The sequence below is a fragment of the Paraburkholderia lebeckiae genome, from assembly GCF_050436325.1.
In the GTDB taxonomy this organism is placed as follows: Bacteria; Pseudomonadota; Gammaproteobacteria; order Burkholderiales; family Burkholderiaceae; genus Paraburkholderia; species Paraburkholderia tuberum.
Map to the genome: position 1 here is coordinate 227,744 of NZ_JBNDLZ010000002.1, position 17,509 is coordinate 245,252.

The following is a 17,509-nucleotide window of genomic DNA, read 5'->3' on the forward strand; positions in this document are numbered from 1 at the left end:
AATCGCCGGCCGGCGCCGGCCACGGCAGCAGCCGATGCGGCGCCCGACGGCGCGAACGCGGCACGCGGCGTATGCTCGCGGCTGAGGCTGCGTCATCAAAAGCCGAAACGTACACCCAATCCCACGGAAAAAAGGACCACACACCCATGAGCTGGCAACAATTCGAACACGGCTGGCGGCGCTCGCCGCAAAACACGCCCGCGACGAGCCTCGTCGTGCTGATGCACGGCGTCGGCAGCAACGCGCGCGATCTGATGCCGCTCGCCGACATCTGGAGCGAGGACCTGCCCGGCACGGCGTTCGTGTCGCTCGACGGCACCGATCCGTTCGACGGCGGCTTCGGCGGCCGCCAGTGGTTCAGCCTGCGCGACGTCGGCGCGGCGAACCGCGAGGCGCGCGTCGTCGCCGCCTATCCGGCTCTGCGCCGCGTGCTCGACGCCGAGCTCGCGCATTGGCAGCTGTCTTTCGACCGGCTCGCGCTGGTCGGCTTCTCGCAAGGTTCGATCATGGCGCTGCATCACGTCGCGTCGAGCGTTGAGGGCGCGGCGGGCGTCGTCGCGTATTCGGGGCGGCTCGCCTCGCCGATCGTGTCGTCGAACCGCGCGACGCCGCTCACGCTCGTCCACGGCGAGAACGACGAGGTGATCCCGGTGCGCGAACTCGAATCCGCGGCCGACGCTTTCAACTCCGCCGGCTATGCGGTCGACGCCTACGTGCTGCCCGGCGTCGGCCACACGATCACCGCCGACGGCGTCGCGCTCGGCCGTGACGCGCTGGAACGCGCACTGGGCGAGCTGTCGCGCGATTGACACAACCCCACTAGAAAGTGGCCCTAAAGATTCTGACGGGCTTGCCGTCATATGGGCAATAGCTTGAAAATCACCCCCGCCGCGCGGGAAGCGCAACGCCCAGCGGGCGTGTCGCGCGGCTTCGGGGTACCGGGGGCGCATTTCCAGACCGCCTTGGACGGCGCATAACGACACATCAGAGCCTGCATATGGCCAGACCGACGCCGCATTACCCGCTCTTTGAGCGACTGTTCCGCCACTCCGTGGCGGTGGATCTCGGCACGGCCAACACCCTTATCTATACCGACGACGGCGGCATCGTGCTGAACCAGCCGTCCGTCGTGTGCTTCGAGACGCAGCCCGCGAGCGGGTCGAAGCGGATCGCCGCGATCGGCGCCGAGGCGCGCCAGCTGCTCGGCCGCGTGCCGCGCAATCTCGAAGCGGTGCGGCCGATGCGCCACGGCGTCATCGCCAATTTCTCCGCCGCCGAACACATGATCAAGCAATTCGTCGACATGGCGCGGCCGCGTTCGCTTTTCAGCCGGCGCGCGGCATTCACGCTGTGCGTGCCGGCCTCCGCGACCCACGTCGAGCGTCGCGCGATCCGCGAAGCGGCCGAGGCGGCTGGCGCGTGGAAGGTCAGCCTGATCGGCGAATCGCTCGCGTCGGCGCTCGGCGCGGGCCTGCCGGTGGGCGACCCGACCGGCTCGATGGTGGTCGACATCGGCGGCGGCACCACCGAGGTCGGCGTGATCGCGCTGGGCGGCACCGCGTATAGCGGCTCGGTGCGCGTCGGCGGCGACAATTTCGACGCGGCGATCATCGGCTACGTGCGCAATCTGTATGGCGTGCTGCTCGGCGAGCAGACCGCCGAGCACGTCAAGAGAGCCATCGGCTCGGCCGTGCACGACGTGCCGCTCGAGCAGATGAACGCAACCGGCCGCAGCGTCGACGATGGGCTACCGCGCACGGTGCAGTTGAGCAATCGCGATATTTCGGAGGCGATCGAAGGGCCGCTGAGTCAGGTGATCGGCGCGGTGAAGCGCGGGCTCGAATTGGCTCCCGCCGAACTCGTGACGGACATCGCGTACAAGGGCATCGTGCTGACCGGTGGCGGCGCGCTGCTGCGCAATCTGGGGCGGCGTTTGAGCCGGGAAATCGGCCTCGACGTGCACGTCGCCGACGAACCGTTGACCTGCGCGGTGCGTGGCGCGGGCGCGGCGGCCGCGGCGGGGTGGGTGGACGAAGCCTGGGACGCGTGAGTGGAGGATGGGGCTTGGGTGACTGCCAATTTGCATTCCACCCCATTCCATCGCAGATGCCCTGCTGGGTCAGTGTGGCCGTATCAATCTGATTGAGCATGAGGCGCAAGCTGGCTGCCGGATTGGTGGGCACAATCCAAACGAGTAGTCCCTTTGTCGCCACGCGCGGGTGGTTCGCGGAAAAGCTGGAATACAACGGCCTCGGCCAGAGCAAGCGATGCAGAGGATTCGCTTTTCCCCATGGTGCATCTTTTTTTCGTGGGTGCTCAATAAGCGCTCGGTCGGGGCACCCGGCAGACGCCTGCCCGACGCGTCGCTGACGCTTATGTGACAATACGCATCGCGTCCCATTTTCCGGGACGCCGATATGCTCATTCCAATGCTTGTTGCCGGCTCCGCGCGCATTCGCGCGCCGATGCCGCGCTGCCGGTAGCTCACCCGTGAATCAATCTGTCTCCGCTTCGTCGCTGTCGTCATCGCCATCCTTCATCGGACTACGCAGCGGCTTGCGCATGCCTTACATCGAGGCCGGCGACGGCGACTTGCTGCTGTTCGTGCACGGCTCGTTGTGCGACTACCGCTACTGGCAGCCGCAACTGGCCGGTCTGTCGAAGCGCTATCGCTGCGTCGCGGTCAGTCTCACGCATTACTGGCCAGTGACCGATAGCGCGGCGGACCTGCCGTTCAGCTGGAGCAGCCACGCCGATGAAGTGGCGGAGTTCATCGCGCGTTTCGGCGCGGGGCCCGCGCATGTGGTCGGGCATTCGCGCGGCGGCTGCGTCGCCTATCATTTCGCGCGACGCCATCCCGAACACGTGCGCACGCTGACGCTCGCCGATCCGGGCGGCCCGCTGCAGATCGCCGGACGTCCACCCGCGAGCCTGCCGGAGACGGTCAACGCATTGCGCGCGAAAGCGGCTCAGTTGATCGAAAGCGGCGAGGTCGAAGCAGGCTTGCAACTGTTCGTCGATTCGGTGAGCCGCCCCGGCTTCTGGGCGATGAGCACCCCGGGTTTTCGCCGCATGGCGACGGACAACGCGCACACGCTCGCGCGGCAATTCCGCGATCCGCTGCCCGCCTACGTGCCGGAGGACGCGGCCGACCTGCGCTGCCCGGTCCTGCTGATCGACGGCGAGAAGAGTCCCGACATGTTTCATCGCACGGTGACGGCGTTGCGGGGATGGTTGCCCGATGCGCGCCGCGAAACGGTACGCGGTGCGTCGCATGGCATGAACCTCGCCCATCCGTCCGCGTTCAATCGTTACGTGGATGATTTCATTCAGGCGAGGAGCGCGCGCTGAGCAAGTAAAGCGAAAATCAACGGCGATCGGCCGGCGCGTGCCGCCGCCGATCGCCGTTACTGCATCAGGCCTTGCGATGCGCGTCCTTGTCGAGCGCGCGTTCGGCCACCTCGCCGACGAGCCCGTGATAGTACAGATGCACGCCGATCGCGAGCGAGTCGTTGCGGATTTCGTGGAACACCTTCCACGCCTTCACCGGGTCCTTGAACAACAGATAGTGCGCTTCCTGCGCGATCAGATCCGCGACTTCATGCAGGCCGTGTCCATGCAGCACGTCGACGAGCGTGTCGAGACTGCGATGCGTGCGCGCGTCGGTACGCGGGTAGAGCATGTGTAGCACCGCGACGTCCTGCGTCTTCAGCGCCGCCGACAGCGCGACGACGATATCCTGATGATTCAGCGCGGTGACCGTGTGGTCTTCGGTATGGACATGATCCGGAAACAGCGTTTCGAGAGAGACATTCATTTGTATTCGTCCTGCTTTTCTGTGTGATCAAAAAAACCCGCTTCGAATCGCGGGCCGCAAGCATCAATGCACGGACTGAGTATCGCAGATGGATCACGCCCGACGCAGTGTGCTGGCAGCAAAACATTGTTGCGGCTGGTGTTCCGACCTTCGTGCAACTTTCATCGGCATCGCGATGCACCCGCCGCGACAACGAATGTTGCGCCCAAGGAGATGGACTGTTGCGATCAATCGACGCAATCAACCACACGCCGACCCGTAGAATGCGCAGCGGAGCCTGAGCATGCCCGTACTTCTTCGGGAATGCATGCCGGCGCGAGTGCGGTATCAAGCAAAAGGAAGACGTAGATGAACTCGAAGTCACACGCAACGCTGAGCTTTTCGGACAGCGACCAGACCATCGATCTGCCGATCTATCAGGGCTCGCTGGGCCCCGATGTCATCGACATCCGCAAGCTGTACGGCCAGAGCGGCAAATTCACGTACGACCCGGGCTTCATGTCGACGGCGGCGTGCAACTCCGAAATCACGTATATCGACGGCGACAAGGGCGAACTGCTCTACCGCGGCTACCCGATCGACAACCTCGCGCAGAACGCCGACTTCCTCGAAACCTGCTACCTGCTGCTGAAGGGCGAACTGCCGAACGCCCAGCAGAAAGCCCAGTTCGAGAACACCGTCACGCAGCACACGATGGTGCACGAGCAGATGCACTTCTTTTTCCGCGGCTTCCGTCGCGACGCGCACCCGATGGCGATTCTGGTTGCGGCGGTCGGCGCGCTGTCCGCGTTCTACCACGACTCGCTCGACATCACGAACCAGCAGCATCGCGACGTATCGGCGGTCCGCATGATCGCGAAGCTGCCCACGCTGGTCGCGATGGCGTACAAGTACAGCGTCGGTCAACCGTTCGTGTATCCGAAGAACGACCTGTCGTACAGCGCGAACTTCATGCGCATGATGTTCTCGAATCCGGCCGAGGAGTACGAGGTCAACGACGTGCTGGTACGCGCGCTCGACCGTATCCTGATCCTGCACGCGGACCACGAGCAGAACGCGTCGACGTCGACCGTGCGGCTCGCCGGTTCGTCGGGCGCGAATCCGTTCGCGTGTATCGCGGCCGGTATCGCGTGTCTGTGGGGCCCGGCGCACGGCGGCGCGAACGAAGCCGCGCTGAACATGCTGGAAGAAATCGGCTCGGTCGACAATATTCCCGACTTCATCGCGAAGGTGAAGGACAAGAACTCGGGCGTGAAGCTGATGGGCTTCGGCCACCGCGTGTACAAGAACTACGATCCGCGCGCGAAGCTGATGCGCGAAACCTGCCACGAAGTGCTCGAAGAGCTGGGCCTGCACGACGACCCGCTGTTCAAGCTCGCGATGGCGCTGGAAAAGATCGCGCTCGAAGACGAGTACTTCGTGTCGCGCAAGCTGTACCCGAACGTCGACTTCTACTCGGGCATCGTGCAGCGCGCGCTGGGCATCCCGACGTCGATGTTCACCTGCATCTTCTCGATGGCACGCACGGTCGGCTGGATCGCGCAGTGGAACGAAATGATCGCCGATCCCGAGCAGAAGATCGGTCGTCCGCGTCAGCTGTTCATCGGCGAGACGCTGCGTGAGGCGAAGCCGGTCGCGAAGCGGTAACAGGCCGGATAGACGCCCGACAACGCGTTCAACGACGGTCGCCAACCCACGGCTCACGAGGCCGTGGGTTTTTTTACGTTCCGCGCATCCTGCCGCCTGCACGTCCCGTGCCACAGAAAACGCCGTCAAAAAAACGGCGTAAAAAGCCGAAACTCCGAGGCGATAAGCTCGTCTCACGCGGACAGAGCCTCTACAATCGGATGGTCCGGCCGACCGGGGTCCGGGTGAGGGGGCAACCGGGCCATCCGGCGGCAGATCCGAGGCGAGACCCGAAGTGCAACTAAACGCAGCAGCGAATCCATAGGAGCGACCTTGATACAGCAGCCAGAAGCCCTCGGCGGGCTGACCCACTCGGGCGGCGTCGATCATCGCGAGCCCGAGCAGGACGGCGTTTTCATCCCGACGGAAAACCTTAACGTCGCGAGCGCTACGCAGCACGTGCTCAAGTCGGGCGACACCTTCGTCGTCAACGATCCGCTCGGCGATATCACCGGCCACGACGATGGCCTGTTCGTCAACGATACGCGCGTGATGTCGCAACTGCGGCTGACCTTCGGCGGCCGCGCGCCGTCGCTGCTGTCGGGCAGCGTCAGCAGCGACAACACCAGTTTCACCGCGCATCTGACCAACCGCCCGCTGCCGCCGCTCGGCGGCGACAGCACGCCCGAAGGCGTGATCCACGTCGAGCGTGTGCGCGTGCTGTCGGGCACCGTGCTCAACGAGGCGATCGAGCTCACGAACTACGGCACGAGCGATGCGAGCGTGCCGCTGTCGATTTCGTTTTCCAGCGATTTCCGCGACATGTTCGAAGTGCGCGGCCTGAAGCGCGACAAACAGGGTCGCGTGCAGCCCGCGCGCATCGAGAATCAGCAGGTGCTGCTCGGCTACATCGGTCTCGACGACGTGGCGCGCAACGTGCAGATCGCGTTCTCGCCGCAGCCGGACAAGCTGTTCGCCGACCGCGCCGACTACACCGTCAAGCTGCCCGCGCAGGCGTGCGTGTCGATCTATCTATCGATAGCGGTGCAGGTCGTGCCGATGACCGGCAAGCCCGGCGCCGACGTGTCGCAGCCGATGCATGCGGTGAGCGAAGCGCATCTCTCGCAGATCGATGCGGAGCGCCCGCGCGTCGGCCGCGCGGCGGTACGCGCGGCAATGGTGGATGCGCACCTGGTGATGCGCGAGCGACGCAATGCGAGCGCGCGCGTGCGTTCGAGCAATCCGCTGTTCAACGCGTGGATCGACCGCTCATTCGCCGACCTCGGCCTGCTGACGACGGATCTCGCGACCGGCCCGTACCCGTACGCGGGCATCCCATGGTTTTCGACCCCGTTCGGGCGCGACGCGGTGATCACGTCGCTGCAGACGCTGTGGCTGCAACCGCATCTCGCAGCGGGCGTGCTGCGCTTTCTCGCTGAGCATCAGGCGCGCGAGAACTCGCCGTTTCGCGATGCCGCGCCGGGCAAGATCATGCACGAGATGCGCAAGGGCGAAATGGCCGCGGCCGGCGAAGTCCCGTTCGCGCTGTACTACGGCGGTGTCGACACCACGCCGCTGTTCATCGTGCTGGCCGGCGCCTACGCGGCCCGCACCGGCGACGTCGGGTTGATCGACGAACTATGGCCCGCGCTCGAACGCGCGGCGCAGTGGGTCGCGGGCGTGTGCGACAAAAACCGGCACGGGCTACTCGACTACCAGCGCGAATCGGATGGCGGCCTCGCGAACCAGGGCTGGAAAGACAGCCACGATTCGGTGTTCCATGCGGACGGGCGCTTCCCTGACGGCCCGATCGCGCTCGTCGAAGTGCAGGCCTATGCGAGCGCCGCGTTCGACACCATGGCTCACTACGCGAAGCTGCGCGGCCTGCGGGACGCGGCCGCGCAATACGCGGAGCGCGCGAAGAAGATTCGCCGCTGCGTCGAAGAAAAGTACTGGATGGACGAGTTCGGCTTTTATGGCATCGCGCTCGACGGTCATGGCGAGTTGTGTCGCGTGATGGCATCGAACGCGGGGCATCTGCTGGCGTTCGGCCTGCCCACGCGCGAGCGCGGCGAGGCGGTGGTGCGGGCGCTCGACTCGACGCTGTTCCACACCGGCTGGGGCGTGCGCACGTTGGCCGCCAGCCAGGCGCGCTTCAATCCGATGGCATATCACAACGGCTCGGTCTGGCCGCACGACAACGCGCTGTGCGCGCGCGGGCTGTCACGCTATGGCGGCAAGGCGTCGGCCGTGAAGCTGCTGCAGGCGCTGTTCCAGGCCGCGGTCAATTTCGACATGCGCTTGCCCGAGCTGTTTTGCGGCTTCCCGCGACGCCGCGGCGAGCCGCCCACGGCCTATCCGGTCGCGTGTTTGCCGCAGGCATGGGCGGCGGGCTCGCCGTTCATGATGCTCGAGGCGTGTCTGGGCATCACGATCGACGCCGAGCGCCGCGAAGTGCTGATCGAACAGCCGATGCTGCCCGAAGGTATCGACTGGCTCGAGGTCAGCGATTTGCGGGTCGGGGATGCGTCGGTGTCGATTACGTTCCGCCGGATCGGCGAAAAGGTGGTGGCGTCGGCGGAGCAGGGCGATGTGAGGGTGGTGGCGCTGCTTTGACGCCGACCACGGTAGCGGGCATCGATGTTGGCGGCGACCGGAAGGGAAATCATCTGGTGGTCTTGCGCGGCACCGAGATCGTGAGCCATCTCGGCAACGCGACCCCCGAACAGATGCTCGAACGGTGTCGCGCACTCGAGGTGGCGGCGGTCGGCATCGATGCGCCGTGTCGTTGGCGAACAGGCACCGCGGGACGACTAGCCGAAAAGGCGCTCGCGCGGCAGCGAATCTTTTCGTTTGCGACACCGGCTCGCGAAACGGCGATCGCCAGCAAGAGCGGCTTCTATGGATGGATGTTCAACGGCGAGCGCGTCTACGATGCATTCGTCGCGCACTTTCCGCTTTTCAGCGGCGGCGAAAAACTCAATGGCCGCGTGTGCTTCGAGACATTCCCCCACGCGATCACATGCGCTTTCCTCGGGACGGACGTCGCATCCGCGAAGCAAAAGGGTCCGCAGCGCCGGGCAATCCTTGAGCGGGAAGGTATCGCAACAGCGTCGCTGACTTCGATCGACGACGTCGACGCGGCGCTGTGCGCGTTGGCGGCACGTTATCTGCTGGAAGGCAGAGTCGATACATACGGTGACGAGCCAGGCGGATTCATCGTGGTGCCTGGACTTTGACACCACATTCTGGGAGGACGGGTGCACTTGGCACGACGATTCGGAGTATTGCTGCTATCCATGGCGGCGTTGGGTTCGACCGAGGCATCGGCGAACGACATTCAGTGTGCAACCACGCAGCAACCCGCTGAGCGCGTCATTTGCGATCACGCGATCCTGAACAACGAGTACGACGACATCTTCGCGCAGCAACAGGCTCTTCTGAGCAGCGGGAAACTCTCGTCCGCGCAACTGGCGAAGTGGCGGCAGGCGCGAAACGCCTGTATCGATGTGCACTGCGTGGATGGCGTGTTCGCGCAGTGGAAGGCCATGGCCCGGTCCGTCGACGTCGCTCCTCAGGCGGCCGCGCCTCAGCCCGCCGCGCCTGAGCCGGCCGCGCCGGTCGTGACGGCTTCGGAAACGGCGATGGCACCTGTCGGTCCCAATCCCGAAGCGCCTCCAGCCGTATCCGCGTCTGATGCATCTCAGGTGTCCCAGGCCTCGCCGACATCGGAGGCTTCTCTGGTGCGTCAAGGGAGTGCCGCCGGTGTGGCGCTTCCGCAGCCCGTCACGGCGGAGGCTTCCGCGCCCGTGGCTGCCTCGGCGGCGCCCAGCCAGAGGGAATCTCGTGGAATAACCGGCATGAGCGACATCAGTGGCCTGATCGTGGTTCTGCTCGTCGCGCTCGGAGCCGGTGTGTTCTTCGCGCTTCGGAACCGAAGCAGGGCGACCGCAAAGAAGACGCAAGGTAAGAACGGGCGATGAGTTGATGCCAACGCGCTGGCCTCGCGCACGAAGCCGCGCTTTGACCTAACGGTCGGGCCGCTCGATTCGCCAATCAAACAACGCGGAATGCCTGTCACAGCGTTCCGCGCTAAAAGCGACTGCAAGGAACCAATTATCGGACGAGGAAACCGTAAGCCAGCGGGTCACGCTCGTCCACGATCCAGGTTGCGAAACCGCAAACGTACGCGTTGCCCTGGACCTCGGGGACGACGGCCTTGAAGTCGCCGACGGTCGTCTCACTGAGTACACGCCCCTTGAAGACCGTGCCGATGATGGACTCATTGACGAGCGTCTCGTTGCTTGCCAGTTCGCCGCGCAGATAGAGTTGCGCGACGCGTCCGCCCGTCCCTGAGCCCGTGGGCGAACGGTCCACTTCACGGTCGGCGAACACGCAACAGTTGGCTTGCGTCGAGCCTTCGTGCCGCGGTGCGTTGGCAATGATGGTCCCGTAGATGTGGTTGATTTCCGGGATATCCGGATGCTCAACCGGGTATGCGTCGTTTGCAGCTTTTTTGACCTCGGCCCCAAACCTGATCAGTTCCTCGACAGAAGACTCCCGGACTGCGAGACCGTGCGGCGCACCGTCCGTATAGAAGTAGAAGGCACCACCGAAGGCGATGTCACCCTTTACCGTGCCAAACGACGGCGTCTCGACCGTGACATCCCGTTTCCAGATGAACGACGGAACGTTGACGAAGCGTACGTTGCCGGCGTGTTCACCATCCCATTGCACGAACGCCTCGATGAAGCCACATGGAGCGTCAATGCCGATTCGCGTCTCGGGAATCTGGCGCTGAACCCAGCCCAACTCGACCGCCGCGGTCGACAGCGCGATAACGCCGTGTCCGCAGTGGTCGCTATAACCCTCGTTGTGGACGAAGATGATTCCGAAGTCTGCCGTGGAACTAACGGGTTCGGTCAGGTATCCGCCGTACATGTCAGCATGACCGCGCGGTTCGAACATCAGCGCGGTACGAATTTCGTCGGCGTTCTCCTTCAGCCACGCTCGACGCTTGACGATGGTGTCACCGGGAAGCCGAGGAAGCCCGCTCGTCACGATACGGAACGCTTCGCCGCCGGTATGGACCTCGACTGTCGAAATAGTGCGAGTGATTTTCACGTGTGCGTTGGGGTTACTCGATTGAACGTCACTGCCCGTAGGGCACCGGAAGGCCGTTTCTGATCACATAGACGGTCGTGGGTGCGCCCTTCAGATCGCCGTTTTCATCGAAAGAGTAGGTGCCTGCCACGCCCTTGTAGTTGGTCTTCGCCAACTGGGCGGTGAGCTTTGCCTTGTCGGTCGTGGTTCCCGCTTTGACCATCGCATCGGCCAGCAGTTTTACGCCGTCGTAGTAGCTGACCGCATAAACCTGCGTGTCGGTGTTGAACGCGGCCTTGTATTTCTGCAGAAACTCACGGCCGGCTGTGGTCTTGTCGAGCGCAATGCCGCCCTGGGCGCAATACACGATAGAGGCCGCGTCACCGGCAACCCTGCCCATGTCGGCCGAGCAAATGCCATCACCGCCCAGCAGCTTGGCTCGCAGTCCGCGTGCGCGCATCTGCCTGGCCATCGGCGCGCCTTGAGCAGCGTATCCGCCGAAGAAGACGACATCCGGATTTTTGGCCTTGATGCTGGTGAGAATGCCAAGGAAGTCAGTCGCCGACGAGTTCGTGAACTGTTGATCCACGATTTGAATTCCATTTGCCTTTGCCTCTTTGACGAACTGCTCGGCCACACCTTGCCCATATGCCGTGCGGTCGTCGATCACCGCGGCGGTCTTGGCCTTCAATGTTTTGGCCGCAAACTGACCCATCGTTCCGCCTAGCTGCTCGTCACTCGCGCCGATACGAAAGATGTTCCTGAAGCCTTGCTTCGTCAGCGCCGGATTGGAGGCAACCGGCAGCATCGGTACCCCGCCGGTGTTATAGACGCGCGATGCCGGAATAGCCACACCTGAGTTGTACGGGCCGAGGACAGCAATCACGCCGCTGTCGACGAGTTTCTGCGCGACCTGAACGCCAACCTTAGGATCTGCCTGGTCGTCCTCGGAGTCGAGTTTGAAAGTTACCTTCTGGCCGGCGACCGTGACACCGCTCTTGTTGAGTTCATCGATAGCAAGGCGGGCGCCGTTCTCGTTGTCCTTTCCGTTCGGCGCCTGGGGGCCCGTAAGCGGAGCCGAGTGACCGAGGGTGACCACCGATTGAGCATTGGCGGATGCGGTGATGCCGGCGGCTGTTAAGACAGCCATTGTCAGGACGAGGGGGCGCATATAGTCTCCAGGTATTGGACCCTTGTTTGACCAGATTAGCTCCGCTTCGGCATGGGTTCAACCTTTGAGCACGCCATCCGACAGGAGGAGTCGTGAAACTGACCGATTTCGATACACTGACTTTTGACTGCTACGGCACCTTGATCGACTGGGAGAGTGGCATCCTTGAAGGCCTTCGGCCTCTGCTGGAGCGAGCCAGGACGCCGCTCACGCGTGACGAGGTTCTCGAAGCGCACGCTCGCCACGAATCGTCGCAGCAGAACTTCACCCCTGCGAAGCGCTATCAGGAACTGCTTCCCATCGTATATAAGCGCATGGCTGAAGAGTGGGGCCTGCCCTATACACACGAAGAATGCGTGGCATACGGCCAGTCGATCGGAAACTGGCCGGCATTCGCCGATTCCGCGCTCGCGCTGCAATATCTGAAGAAGCACTACAAGCTGGTCATCCTGTCGAACATCGACAACGAAAGTTTCACCTTCAGCAACGCCAGACTGCAGGTTGAGTTCGACGCCATCATCACAGCGGAGGACGTCGGGTCGTACAAGCCGTCGCCGCGCAACTTCGAGTACATGCTTCAGAAGCTCGATCAGCGCGGCATCAAGAAGGAAAAAATCCTTCACACGGCAGAAAGTCTCTTCCATGACCACAAGCCCGCAAACGAGTTCGGCCTGGCGTCGTGCTGGATTTACCGCCGTCATTCGCAGGCGGGCTTTGGCGCGACGATGAACCCGGGCTCGCAGCCTGACATCGACTTCCGCTTCGACAGCATGGCGGACTTCGTCGACGCGCATCGGCAAGCGCTGGTGAACTGACCATCTTCGCGCCGTTGAAACGCGCCTGCCCGGTGGTAACATTTGTTGTCATCTCTCACCTCGGCGCCGACCCACCTCACCATGCCAGACAGCTTCGATCAGCTCGTCGCCCTGATTCGGGCGCGCTTTCCCGAACTGAGCCCGCAGTTCCAGATGGGAGCGGGCTTCCTGCTCGATCATCCCGACGAGGTCGCGGTGTCGTCGATGCGCAAGGTGGCCGAGCGCGCGCAAGTGCAGCCCGCGTCGCTGGTGCGGCTGTCGCAGCAACTGGGGTTTCCCGGCTGGAACGAATTGCGCGATCTGTTCGTCGCGCGCGTGCGCACGCGGCCCGAGCCGTTGACGAGCCGGGCGCGCTCGATGGTCAAATCGAAAGATGCGCTCGCGAACGATCTTCTCATCGCGCAGCAGCACAATCTCGAAACGACCGCCGCGCATAACGGCCGCGTGATCGTCGAGGCCGCGCGGGTGTTGCGGCGCGCGTCGCACGTGCACGTGGCGGGCTTCCGCTCGTGTTACGCGGTGGCGTTCGGTCTCGTCTATGGCTACCGGCTGTTTCGTCCGTCGGTGTCGCTGCTCAACGGCGAGGCCGGCACGCTCGAAATGCAACTGCGCACGATCGAGCGCGACAGCGCGACCATCGTCATCAGCTTCGCGCCGTATTCGGTCGAAGCCGCGCGAGTCGCCGAGGCCGCGCTCGAAAAAGGCAGCAAACTGATCGCCATCACCGACAGCGCCGTGTCGCCGATCGCGTTGAACGCCGACAAGGTACTGATCTTCTCGCACGAAAGCCCGTCGTTCTTTCCGTCGCTGGTGGCCGCCACGGCGATCGCCGAAGCGCTGGTCGCGCATTTGCTCGCGCTCGAAGGCGCGGATGCGCTCGAGCAGCTTGCGCTCGCCGAACAATCGTTGCATGCGAAGGGCGCGTACGTGCCTTGAGCGATTGCGTGAGGCACGCCGCGCTCCCCTCGATGTCGTTCAACGGCATTTGACAACAAATGTTGTATTGACGTATAAATGCGTACCGATTGTTGAATATGGTGCGACCCGTGGCGTCGATGCAGGAATTCAGTGTTTTTCAGGTCAGCGGTGAGCCGTACGACATCGGCTACCGGCTCGGCGAAATCGCCTCGCCGCGGCCGGCCCGCTGCAACCGGCAGCCCTGCTCGACGTACTGCACGATCGCGGGCCGTCGGGCTTGCCGATCTATCGCGACGATCCTCACGATCCCGACAACGAAAACACCCTCGCCACCGCGCTGTTCGAAACCGGCAACGCTGGTGTGTCGATGAAAGCATATCGCCAGAGGCAATGCGCGTTCGACACTTTCGTCGCGTGCGCGACGCCCGAACCGGCCCGCGTTTCAGCGTCCGCCGCCCTCTCCAGGAACTGAACATCATGTCCACCGTTTTTCATCGCTCTCCGAAGCAAACCTTGCCGGTGGCCGTCGCGGGCGACGGCATCGAAATCATCGACTCCACGGGCAAGCGTTATATCGACGCGTCGGGCGGCGCAGCCGTGTCGTGCCTCGGTCACAGCAACCAGCGCGTGATCGACGCGATCAAGCGGCAAGCGCAACGGTTGCCGTACGCGCACACGTCGTTCTTCACGACGGAGCCGGCCGAGCAACTGGCCGAGCGGCTCGTCGCGAGCGCGCCGGCCGGACTCGAGCACGTGTACTTCGTGTCGGGTGGCTCGGAGGCGATCGAGGCGGCGCTCAAACTCGCGCGTCAGTATTTCGTCGAGAAGGGCGAGACGCAGCGGCGCCATTTCATCGCGCGTCGGCAGAGCTATCACGGCAACACCCTCGGCGCACTCGCGATCGGCGGCAATGCATGGCGCCGCGAGCCGTTCCTGCCGATCCTGATCGAAGCGCATCACGTGAGCGCGTGCTACGCATATCGCGAGCAGCGCGCGGACGAAACCGAAGAAGCGTTCGCGCAGCGTCTCGCCGATGAACTCGAGCAGAAAATTCTCGCACTCGGTGCGGACACGGTGGCGGCGTTCGTCGCGGAAACGGTGGTTGGCGCCACGGCGGGCGCGGTGCCGCCGGTGCGCGAATACTTCCGCAAGATCCGCGCGGTGTGCGACCGCTACGGTGTGCTGCTGATTCTCGACGAGATCATGTCGGGCATGGGCCGCACCGGCTATCTGTACGCGTGCGACGAAGACGGGGTGGCGCCCGATATGCTGACCATCGCCAAGGGCCTTGGCGCGGGTTATCAACCGATCGGCGCGACGCTGGTCAGCGACCGCATCTATCAGACCATTGTCGGCGGCTCCGGCTTCTTCCAGCATGGCCATACCTATATCGGCCATGCGACCGCGTGCGCGGCCGCGCTCGAAGTGCAGCGCGTGATCGCGGAAGACGATCTGCTGGCGAACGTGCAGGCGCGTGGCGAGCAGTTGCGCGGCCGGCTACGCGGGCACTATGCGCAGCATGGGCATATCGGCGACGTGCGTGGGCGCGGCTTGTTCGTCGGCGTAGAACTCGTCAAGGATCGCGTTACCAAAGAGCCGTTCGACGCCAAACTGAAACTGCACGCGACGATCAAACGCGAAGCATTCGCGCGCGGCCTGATGGTGTATCCGATGGGCGGGACCGTCGACGGCAAGAGCGGCGACCACGTGCTGCTCGCGCCGCCGTTCATCTGCACGGAGCGCGACATCGACGAGATCGTCAGCCGCCTCAGCGATGCGATCGGCGCGTCGCTCGCCGCCCTCTGAGATTCGACCTACCGCCTTTTGCGAGAACGATGATGACCGAGCGCTTGCCTCACTTCGACATGTCCACTGCCACGCCCGAACAGAAGGCGGTGCTCGACGAAATCCTGTCCGGCCCGCGCGGGAACCTGAATGGGCCGTTCCTCGGCTGGATTCACAGCCCCGAACTCGCGCAATACGCGCAACGCCTCGGCGCGTTTTGCCGCTACCAGACCGGGCTGCCGCTGCGGCTGTCGGAACTCGCGATTCTGGTGACCGCTTCGCGCTGGCAGGCCCAGGCGGAGTGGTATATCCACTATCCGATCGCGCTGCAGGCGGGCGTCGGCGAAGCGGACGCCGAGGCGATCCGCCAGGGGCGCCGCCCCGAGTTCGCCGATGCCGACGACGCGCTGATCTACGACTTCGCGAGCGAACTGTACGAGACGAAGCGCGTGACGGCCGCGACGTACGCGCAGGCGGTCGGGCGTTTCGGGCATCAGGTCGTGATCAACCTGGTCGGCCTGCTCGGCTACTACGCGCTGGTCGCGATGACGCTGAACGTGTTCGACATGCGCGCATTGGGGCAGCAAAGCCTGCCGTTTCCCGAATAGCGACCGTCGCCGGCGCGCCCGCGTCCGACGAACTGGGCTTCGCGCCGCCGACGTCTTGCGAACCTGGCGCCGAAGCGGTGACGATCGTCGAGCGGTGGATCGGCGTAAACCGCGTTCCCCGATCCGTTGAACGGAGTCCATTTCTTACGATGTCAGCAAAAAAGCGGGTTTCTGGTGAAATATCGTTGCCGATTTTGAGATAGTGAAAAGCCGCCTTTTCCGCGCCGGGACACGGAAGCGCCTATGATGAAATCCGGTCCACGCCCGCGCCTGCAAGCCGCGCGGCACCTGCGACCGATGCCCAGGCGCGGACACATCCGGGCGGACCGCCGTGGCGGGCATCATCTTTGGTCGAGCAGCGTGCGCGGCAAGGCACAAACAGGAGAGAGCAATGAAGCGCAAGGCATCGGCAGTCTGGCAAGGCGGCCTGCAGAACGGCAAGGGCTCGATTTCCACCGACAGCGGCGTCCTGAAGGACACCCAGTACTCGTTCGCGACGCGCTTCGCGGACGGCATCGGCACGAATCCTGAAGAACTGATCGCGGCTGCGCATGCGGGATGTTTCTCGATGGCGTTGTCGGCGGAGCTAGGCAAGGCCAACATCACGCCGGAGCGCATCGGCACCACGGCCACCGTCACGCTCGACAAGGACGGCGGCGGCTTCGCGATCACCGCGGTGCATCTCGACGTGGCCGTGAAGATTCCGGGCGGAGACAAGGCCGCGTTCGACAAAGCCACCGCGGACGCGAAGGCCGGGTGCCCAGTGTCGAAGGTGCTGAACGCGACGATTACGATGGATGCGAAGCTCGAGACCTGAGTCTTTGCTGTCACGGTCAGCGCGCAACGAAGCCGGTGACGGGCCATGCCCGCCGCCGGTTTTTTGATGGCTGTTGTCGAATTAACGGATGATGACCCCAACGCGAGTAGGCCTACGGAATGCCATCCTTGATTTATTGAACGTCCAGTCATAATATCAACAGACCGACGCAACCAGGCAACAAGGTCATCGCAATTGAGTCATTCAAAGCAAGCCGCGAAAAAAGCTGGCGAAACATGTCAGCGCGGCCGTCCGCGCGAGTTCGACACGGCCACCGTGCTGGCGAACGCGAGCCAGGTGTTCTGGGATCACGGCTACCACGCGACGTCGATCGACGATCTGTGCAAGGCCACCGGTCTGCTGCGCGGCAGCCTTTACGGCGTGTTCGGCGACAAGCACGGCATCATGCTCGCCGCGCTGGATCATTACTCGGAAGGCGCGGTCGCGCGGCTTGCGCAGCGACTGAGCGCGACGGCCGAGCCGGAGCAGGCGCTGCGCGACGCGCTGCTGCACTACGCGCGGGTCTCGTGCGCATTGAGCGGCCGGCGCAGCTGTTTCATTACGAATACGACGCTCGAAATGCAGCCCGATGACGAAGTGCTGCGCGCGCGCGTCGCCGCGATTCAGCGCCGCATGGCGACTTTGCTCGCGGCGGCGGTGATCCGCGGTCAGGCGAGCGGCGCATTCGATTCGACGCTCGACGAAAAAGCCGTCGGCGATTTCCTGCTGTGCGTCATGCAGGGCTTGCGCGTCATGGGGCGGGTCGCGCATCAGGAAGATGCGCTGATCGGTGTCGTCGATGTGGCGATGCGCGCGCTGGTGTAGCGCCTCGTCCGCGAGCAGTGGCGC

General features: G+C 64.0%; 16 protein-coding genes. 13 read left to right on the top strand and 3 right to left on the bottom strand.

The annotated features are described in order from the left end of the window. Positions 1-146 precede the first annotated feature (146 nt). From OKW44_RS04100 to OKW44_RS04110, 3 genes are all read left to right on the top strand, one after another. Complete coding sequence (locus OKW44_RS04100; RefSeq protein ID WP_018425334.1) at positions 147-809, top strand: alpha/beta hydrolase; 663 nt, start codon at positions 147-149, stop codon at positions 807-809. A gap of 188 nt (positions 810-997) precedes the next feature. After that, positions 998-2,050: a rod shape-determining protein gene (locus OKW44_RS04105; RefSeq protein WP_018425333.1), complete on the top strand. Its 1,053-nt coding sequence runs from the start codon at positions 998-1,000 to the stop codon at positions 2,048-2,050. Positions 2,051-2,490: 440 nt separating this feature from the next. Beyond that, positions 2,491-3,351 (top strand): alpha/beta fold hydrolase, encoded by an 861-nt coding sequence (locus tag OKW44_RS04110; protein WP_204357188.1) that lies wholly within the window; start codon positions 2,491-2,493, stop codon positions 3,349-3,351. Positions 3,352-3,415: 64 nt separating this feature from the next. Here the strand turns inward: OKW44_RS04110 and OKW44_RS04115 are convergent, their stop codons facing one another. Next, positions 3,416-3,817, bottom strand: a complete 402-nt coding sequence (locus OKW44_RS04115; protein ID WP_018425331.1) for a hypothetical protein — start codon at positions 3,815-3,817, stop codon at positions 3,416-3,418. Positions 3,818-4,165: 348 nt separating this feature from the next. On the opposite strand from OKW44_RS04115, the gene gltA reads away from it, so the two are divergent. The 4 genes from gltA (at position 4,166) to OKW44_RS04135 (ending at position 9,426) form a co-directional block, all read left to right on the top strand. After that, a complete protein-coding gene (gene gltA, locus OKW44_RS04120; RefSeq protein WP_018425330.1) occupies positions 4,166-5,464 on the top strand; it encodes a citrate synthase in 1,299 nt (432 codons plus the stop codon). A 315-nt stretch (positions 5,465-5,779) separates the two neighbouring features. Further along, positions 5,780-8,059: an amylo-alpha-1,6-glucosidase gene (locus tag OKW44_RS04125; protein ID WP_026226677.1), complete on the top strand. Its 2,280-nt coding sequence runs from the start codon at positions 5,780-5,782 to the stop codon at positions 8,057-8,059. Then, complete coding sequence (locus tag OKW44_RS04130; protein ID WP_018425328.1) at positions 8,056-8,682, top strand: DUF429 domain-containing protein; 627 nt, start codon at positions 8,056-8,058, stop codon at positions 8,680-8,682. Before OKW44_RS04125 ends, OKW44_RS04130 begins: the two co-directional genes overlap by 4 nt. 21 nt (positions 8,683-8,703) lie before the next feature. Continuing rightward, entirely contained in the window at positions 8,704-9,426 is a 723-nt protein-coding gene (locus OKW44_RS04135; protein WP_026226676.1) for a hypothetical protein, read from the top strand. A gap of 133 nt (positions 9,427-9,559) precedes the next feature. On the opposite strand, the gene lhpH is transcribed toward OKW44_RS04135, so the two are convergent. Both lhpH and OKW44_RS04145 read right to left on the bottom strand, forming a co-directional pair. After that, positions 9,560-10,567, bottom strand: coding sequence for a trans-3-hydroxy-L-proline dehydratase (gene lhpH, locus OKW44_RS04140; protein ID WP_018425326.1), 1,008 nt, complete (start codon positions 10,565-10,567; stop codon positions 9,560-9,562). A 28-nt stretch (positions 10,568-10,595) separates the two neighbouring features. Then, the gene (locus OKW44_RS04145) at positions 10,596-11,717 is read right to left on the bottom strand and encodes a branched-chain amino acid ABC transporter substrate-binding protein (RefSeq protein WP_026226675.1); all 1,122 of its coding nucleotides are present in this window, start codon (positions 11,715-11,717) and stop codon (positions 10,596-10,598) included. Between the two features lie 92 nt (positions 11,718-11,809). On the opposite strand from OKW44_RS04145, the gene OKW44_RS04150 reads away from it, so the two are divergent. The 6 genes from OKW44_RS04150 (at position 11,810) to OKW44_RS04175 (ending at position 17,485) form a co-directional block, all read left to right on the top strand. Beyond that, entirely contained in the window at positions 11,810-12,532 is a 723-nt protein-coding gene (locus OKW44_RS04150) for a haloacid dehalogenase type II (RefSeq protein WP_018425324.1), read from the top strand. Positions 12,533-12,613: 81 nt separating this feature from the next. Then, entirely contained in the window at positions 12,614-13,468 is an 855-nt protein-coding gene (locus OKW44_RS04155; RefSeq protein WP_018425323.1) for a MurR/RpiR family transcriptional regulator, read from the top strand. Between the two features lie 459 nt (positions 13,469-13,927). Then, positions 13,928-15,256 carry an aspartate aminotransferase family protein gene (locus OKW44_RS04160; protein WP_018425321.1) on the top strand — a complete coding sequence of 443 codons (1,329 nt, stop codon included), beginning with the start codon at positions 13,928-13,930 and terminating at the stop codon, positions 15,254-15,256. A 32-nt stretch (positions 15,257-15,288) separates the two neighbouring features. Further along, positions 15,289-15,843 (top strand): carboxymuconolactone decarboxylase family protein, encoded by a 555-nt coding sequence (locus OKW44_RS04165; RefSeq protein WP_018425320.1) that lies wholly within the window; start codon positions 15,289-15,291, stop codon positions 15,841-15,843. Between the two features lie 391 nt (positions 15,844-16,234). After that, the gene (locus OKW44_RS04170; RefSeq protein ID WP_018425319.1) at positions 16,235-16,660 is read left to right on the top strand and encodes an OsmC family protein; all 426 of its coding nucleotides are present in this window, start codon (positions 16,235-16,237) and stop codon (positions 16,658-16,660) included. 195 nt (positions 16,661-16,855) lie between these two features. Then, the gene (locus OKW44_RS04175; protein ID WP_018425318.1) at positions 16,856-17,485 is read left to right on the top strand and encodes a TetR/AcrR family transcriptional regulator; all 630 of its coding nucleotides are present in this window, start codon (positions 16,856-16,858) and stop codon (positions 17,483-17,485) included. Positions 17,486-17,509 lie beyond the last annotated feature (24 nt).

What these genes read in the sequence shown, in the direction of transcription:
- OKW44_RS04105 (WP_018425333.1), top strand. Translation starts at nt 998, where the DNA reads ATGGCCAGACCGACGCCGCATTACCCGCTCTTTGAGCGACTGTTCCGC.
- gltA (WP_018425330.1), top strand. Translation starts at nt 4,166, where the DNA reads ATGAACTCGAAGTCACACGCAACGCTGAGCTTTTCGGACAGCGACCAG.
- OKW44_RS04100 (WP_018425334.1), top strand. Translation starts at nt 147, where the DNA reads ATGAGCTGGCAACAATTCGAACACGGCTGGCGGCGCTCGCCGCAAAAC.
- OKW44_RS04165 (WP_018425320.1), top strand. Translation starts at nt 15,289, where the DNA reads ATGACCGAGCGCTTGCCTCACTTCGACATGTCCACTGCCACGCCCGAA.
- OKW44_RS04115 (WP_018425331.1), bottom strand. Translation starts at nt 3,817, where the DNA reads ATGAATGTCTCTCTCGAAACGCTGTTTCCGGATCATGTCCATACCGAA.
- OKW44_RS04170 (WP_018425319.1), top strand. Translation starts at nt 16,235, where the DNA reads ATGAAGCGCAAGGCATCGGCAGTCTGGCAAGGCGGCCTGCAGAACGGC.
- OKW44_RS04160 (WP_018425321.1), top strand. Translation starts at nt 13,928, where the DNA reads ATGTCCACCGTTTTTCATCGCTCTCCGAAGCAAACCTTGCCGGTGGCC.
- OKW44_RS04155 (WP_018425323.1), top strand. Translation starts at nt 12,614, where the DNA reads ATGCCAGACAGCTTCGATCAGCTCGTCGCCCTGATTCGGGCGCGCTTT.
- OKW44_RS04145 (WP_026226675.1), bottom strand. Translation starts at nt 11,717, where the DNA reads ATGCGCCCCCTCGTCCTGACAATGGCTGTCTTAACAGCCGCCGGCATC.